The following is a 4,638-nucleotide window of genomic DNA, read 5'->3' as shown; positions in this document are numbered from 1 at the left end:
GAGCTTGCTCTACACCTTTTTTAGCCATCGTGATGCCTTGCCTGAAGCAATCCACTTCCCGTTGATGGTGAGTGCGGTGGTCAGTGGCATTTTGGCCATTGCACCATTCGTGTTGGTGATGGCAGCCACTTTTGCGCCTGAAAAACGCGAGCTTCATGGCTCGGCGCGATTTGCGAATAAAGTGGAAGTCATGAAAACCGGATTACTGCAAAAAGAGTTTAACAAAACCGATTATCCGGATTTGCTCATTGGCAAATATGGAAAAGAATATCTGCGTTGGGCAAGCAACACATTTTTGTATTTGGCTGCGCCCACGCGCTCGGGCAAAGGCGTGGGTATTGTGATACCCAACTGCCTGCACTATCGCGGCAGCATGGTGGTATATGACCCCAAGCTGGAGAATTTTCTAATCACGGGTGGCTTTCGCCAGGATAAGCTGAAACAGAAAGTCTTTTTGTTTAATCCTGCAGGCCAAATGCCTGAACACGCCATCAACCCCAATGCGCCGGTGGTGTCTCATCGTTGGAACCCAATGACGTACATCCGCCGTGATCCACGCTACATGTACAAAGACATTATGAAAATGGCGGATATTTTAATCCCAAAACCGAGTAAGGATACGGGATCAGCGACGTTCTTTGCTGAATCGGCACAGAAGCTGTTTACCGGCCTGGTTTTGTACATGCTGGAAACAGAGCAGGAACGTGATTTGGATGATTCAAAACAAAAAAGCACGTTGGCCAATTTGTTCCGCATGACTGCGCCACCCAATGGCATGACTTTGACTGAGTGGATTAAAGAGGAGATTGAGCTGCGTGACCAACAGCCTCATACCCAGTTAAGCAGCAACTGCAAAACCTTACTGTATGGTTTTGCCAATGGCAATGCCAAAACCGGTGCTGACATTTTGGCGACGCTAACGGCACCGTTGGGTGTATTTCTTGACCCTGTAGTAGAGGCAGCCACCAGTGGTGATGATTTTATGTTGACTGATGTTCGTCGGCAGCGCATGACGATTTACATCGGTGTGATTCCTACCGATACGGGGCCATTCTCTCGCCTCACTAATTTGTTTTTCAGTCAATTGGTGAGCTTAAACGTGCAACAGGGCTTGCCAGAAAACAACCCAGCAATAAAATACCAGTGCACGTTATTGATGGACGAATTCACTGCTTTAGGCGTGATTCCTGCAATCCAGCATGGGGTATCGTACATTGCCGGTTATGGCCTTCGCTTGCTCATCATTATTCAGTCCCCGTCACAAGTGACAGACTTATATGGCCGTGACGCGACCCGCACGTTCTTCACCAACTTTGATTGCCATGTGGTGTTTACGCCGGCCAATGATGTTGATGCTGAGGAATACAGCAAAATGATTGGCTATGAAACCTTCAAAGCCAAATCGCTTTCGCGTTCTTCAGGAAGGGGCGGCAGCCGCAGTCAAAGCCAATCAGACCAGCGCCGGGCAGTGATGCTGCCGCAGGAGTTGAAGCTGATGCCGAGTTCTGAGTGCATCATCAGTATGGCCAAAAATCGGCCGATCAAAGCCCAAAAGATTATCTACTGGCAAGATCCTGCCTTCATCGAGCGCGCCAATCTTCCTTGCCCGATTGTGCCGGCATTGCAAGTGAATGCAGCCAAGCGTTTGATTGGCGCCACGGCTGTGGCTCAATACATGCCCGATGAAGTGATGGCCACTGCTGATGCTCGTGACGTAACCAATGCTGCGGATGTGTTCAATACGTTACTGAAGAACTTGATTACACCGGACTGCCCACCTGAGTACATAGAAAAAATGAGCCAGTGCGTACAAGAGAGCCTCGGCATCAACGCGATGCCAATTTTTAAAGCTGTCTTGGGCAACACCTAATTCGATCTAAATAACCACCCGCCGGCCATGTGCCGGCATTTTTATTTGTGAGGACATCATGAGTGATATAGATGACATCCGTTTTGCCCTGAGCTATGTCGATCCACAAGAGCGCGACATGTGGGTCAAAATGGGTGCTGCCTTAAAAGACGAGCTAGGCAATGATGGTTTCGATGTTTGGGATCAATGGTCGCAGCAAAGTAGCAATTACCAACCACGCGACACCAAAGATGTTTGGAAAAGTCTGAAACCAGGCAATGTGCGTATCGGCTCGTTGTTTTATGAAGCCAGACAAAGCGGATACAAACCCAATAAGCCCTACACTCCGCCATCTGCTGAAGAGTTGGCCAAACGGGAACGTGAGGCACAGAAACGGCAGCAAGATGAGGCTGTAGCTACACAGAAGGCTCAGGAAAAGGCTCAGCGCACCGCCAATACCATTTGGCGTAATAACGGACAGGCGTCACCGCAGCACCCGTATTTAGTATCCAAAGGCATTACCGACCCCTATATAGTCGCTCAACTGAAGCAAAGCCAATACAAAGGCAGTAACAATTTGCTGGTACCGGTGATGCAGGACAAAGAAATTGTATCCATGCAATTCATTGATGAAAACGGCAGCAAACGTTTTTTGTCGGGTGGCAAAGCCCAAGGCAGTTACACATTCATCGGCGACACCAAACGCATTACTGAAGGCGTTGTGCTGGCCGAGGGTGTCGCCACCGCAGCCAGTATTTATCAGGCAACAGGGATGCCCGTGGTGGTTGCATTCAATGCCGGCAACTTGCCTGCCGTCGCCCAGAAGATGGTACAGACCTTACCAGCCGCCACACCAGTGGTGATTGCAGCTGATAATGACGCCAGCCAAACCGGCATTACCAAAGCCCGTGAAGCCGCAGAAATTTTTGGTGATCGGGCCCGTGTCACCATGCCGGTGTTTACCGACGAGCAGCAAGCCCGGTACCAGCAATCACATGGGCCTGATGCACTGCCTTCTGATTTTAACGATTTACATGCTTTGGCCGGCATCGATGCTGTACGCCAGGTATTGCAGCCGGAAATGGCCGTACAGCCTGAACCAGAAGCTGAATGGCCAAAACCGGAGCGATCTGACTGGGACGATTTTCCACCGGTGATTCGCAATGGAAATATGGGTGATTTAAAAAATGAGCCTGAGTATGTTGCTGCCAAAGGCGGTGATGTGGTCGCCGCTGGTCAATTGGTCAATAAACTAATTAATGAGGAGACGATCGGCCAGATAAAACAAATGATTGGTGATCATCAGCCTTATATTGTTCCAGTAAGAGCGATTGAATCAGCCGGCCACAACAAAATTCCGCTTGCTATGGCCAATGCGTTTGGCCAAGAATTGGATTTGCCTATTGATCACTCGATTCAACAAGCAAGTAAGGTTAGCCGCACTGGTTCTGATATTAATCATCGTTGGGCATTTCAACCGACATTCACAGGTGAGGTCGAGCCTGGACGCGAATACATTTTAATGGATGACACCTTATCCATTGGCAGCACCATCGCGAACTTGAAAGGGTACATTGAAAATCGTGGCGGTAAGGTATTGGGGGCCGCCGTGATGACAGCGCACGAAGGTGCATTGAATATCGTTATTAAACCCGATATGATTAACGCCATTAACCGTAAGCACGGTGATGGCATGGACAAATTTTGGAAGGAGGAATTTGGTTATGGCATTGATAAACTCACCCAAGGTGAAGCTGGGCATATCAGAAAGGCCCCGAATGTTGACAACATCCGAGATCGAATCACTCAGGCAAGAGATGAAGCGCGATTTAGAGTGGTTGCAACAGAACTACCCAAAGGGCAGTCGGTTCAAAAAGAACAACCCGAAATAAATCCCATGTCAGAAGCCACCAATAAGGTGGCTTCAGTTCTTTCTGAACCACCACCCACGCAACCCACATTATCACCGGCCGCCGAAGAGGCGGTTTTTTTACGTCGACAGGAAACGAATATGGCTAATGAAACCACCAACAGCATTGAACTGGATGACCAACGGCAACAAACCATTCCGGTAACAGAGCCGAAGCAACCTGAACCAGCTGATTCTGCGCCATTTGCTAATACAACCGGCACTACCAAACCCTCAGTAGAAGAACCGCCGCCCGAGCTCAAACATCCCGACCATGCAAAAAATTCAAAACCAAGGCCAGAACAGGTTCCGCCAGCTGATGTTCCTGGTCACGACAAGCCGACGAAACCGATTACCGATCTTCAATACAAAGCGCCTCCGGAGCATTTGGCCAGTCGTTACATAGTGGCTAACGGCCAGTACTTATCAGCCAACAATGGCACCACTGTATTGTTTGAAGACCAGGGTAAAAAAATCAGTACCGCAAAAACTGATTCCCAAACCGTCAATGACATGTTGGAAGTGGCCAAAGCCAAAGGCTGGGACAGTATTAAGTTGTCCGGTACCAAAGAATTTAAAGCCATGATGTATGTGGCGGCTGAAAGCCAAGGTATCCGCACCCGTGGTTATGCACCTACCGCCACTGATCTGGCTTTGGTTGAGCGGATTCGCTCTGAAAACAGTCTCAACAGCATTGAGCCTGCCATGCCACGACCAGAGCAAAAGCGTACGCCTGAGGTTGATACGGCAACCTTAGCAATGTCGCCGACATCGCCTGCAAACAATGCGCCCGCTGCCCTTGCCGGCGAACGCATCGTGGCGCACGGTGCCGCACCATATCAGCATGACAGCAAGAATCAGGACAGTTATTACCTCACTC

The 4,638-nt window shown here is 49.5% G+C and carries 2 protein-coding genes; both read left to right on the top strand.

Translation table 11 applies throughout. From position 1 onward, the window contains the following. Positions 1–4 precede the first annotated feature (4 nt). Complete coding sequence (locus tag A2F46_RS11340) at positions 5–1,870, top strand: type IV secretory system conjugative DNA transfer family protein (RefSeq protein ID WP_066570551.1); 1,866 nt, start codon at positions 5–7, stop codon at positions 1,868–1,870. 58 nt (positions 1,871–1,928) lie between these two features. Continuing rightward, a partial coding sequence (locus A2F46_RS11335) for an LPD7 domain-containing protein (RefSeq protein WP_066570549.1) occupies positions 1,929–4,638 on the top strand: 2,710 nt, incomplete at its 3' end.

The organism is Snodgrassella sp. CFCC 13594 (genome assembly GCF_001590725.1).
In the GTDB taxonomy this organism is placed as follows: Bacteria; Pseudomonadota; Gammaproteobacteria; order Burkholderiales; family Neisseriaceae; genus Snodgrassella.
Note: the sequence above shows the minus strand (reverse complement) of the source record. Positions and strands in the feature narration are given on the sequence as shown.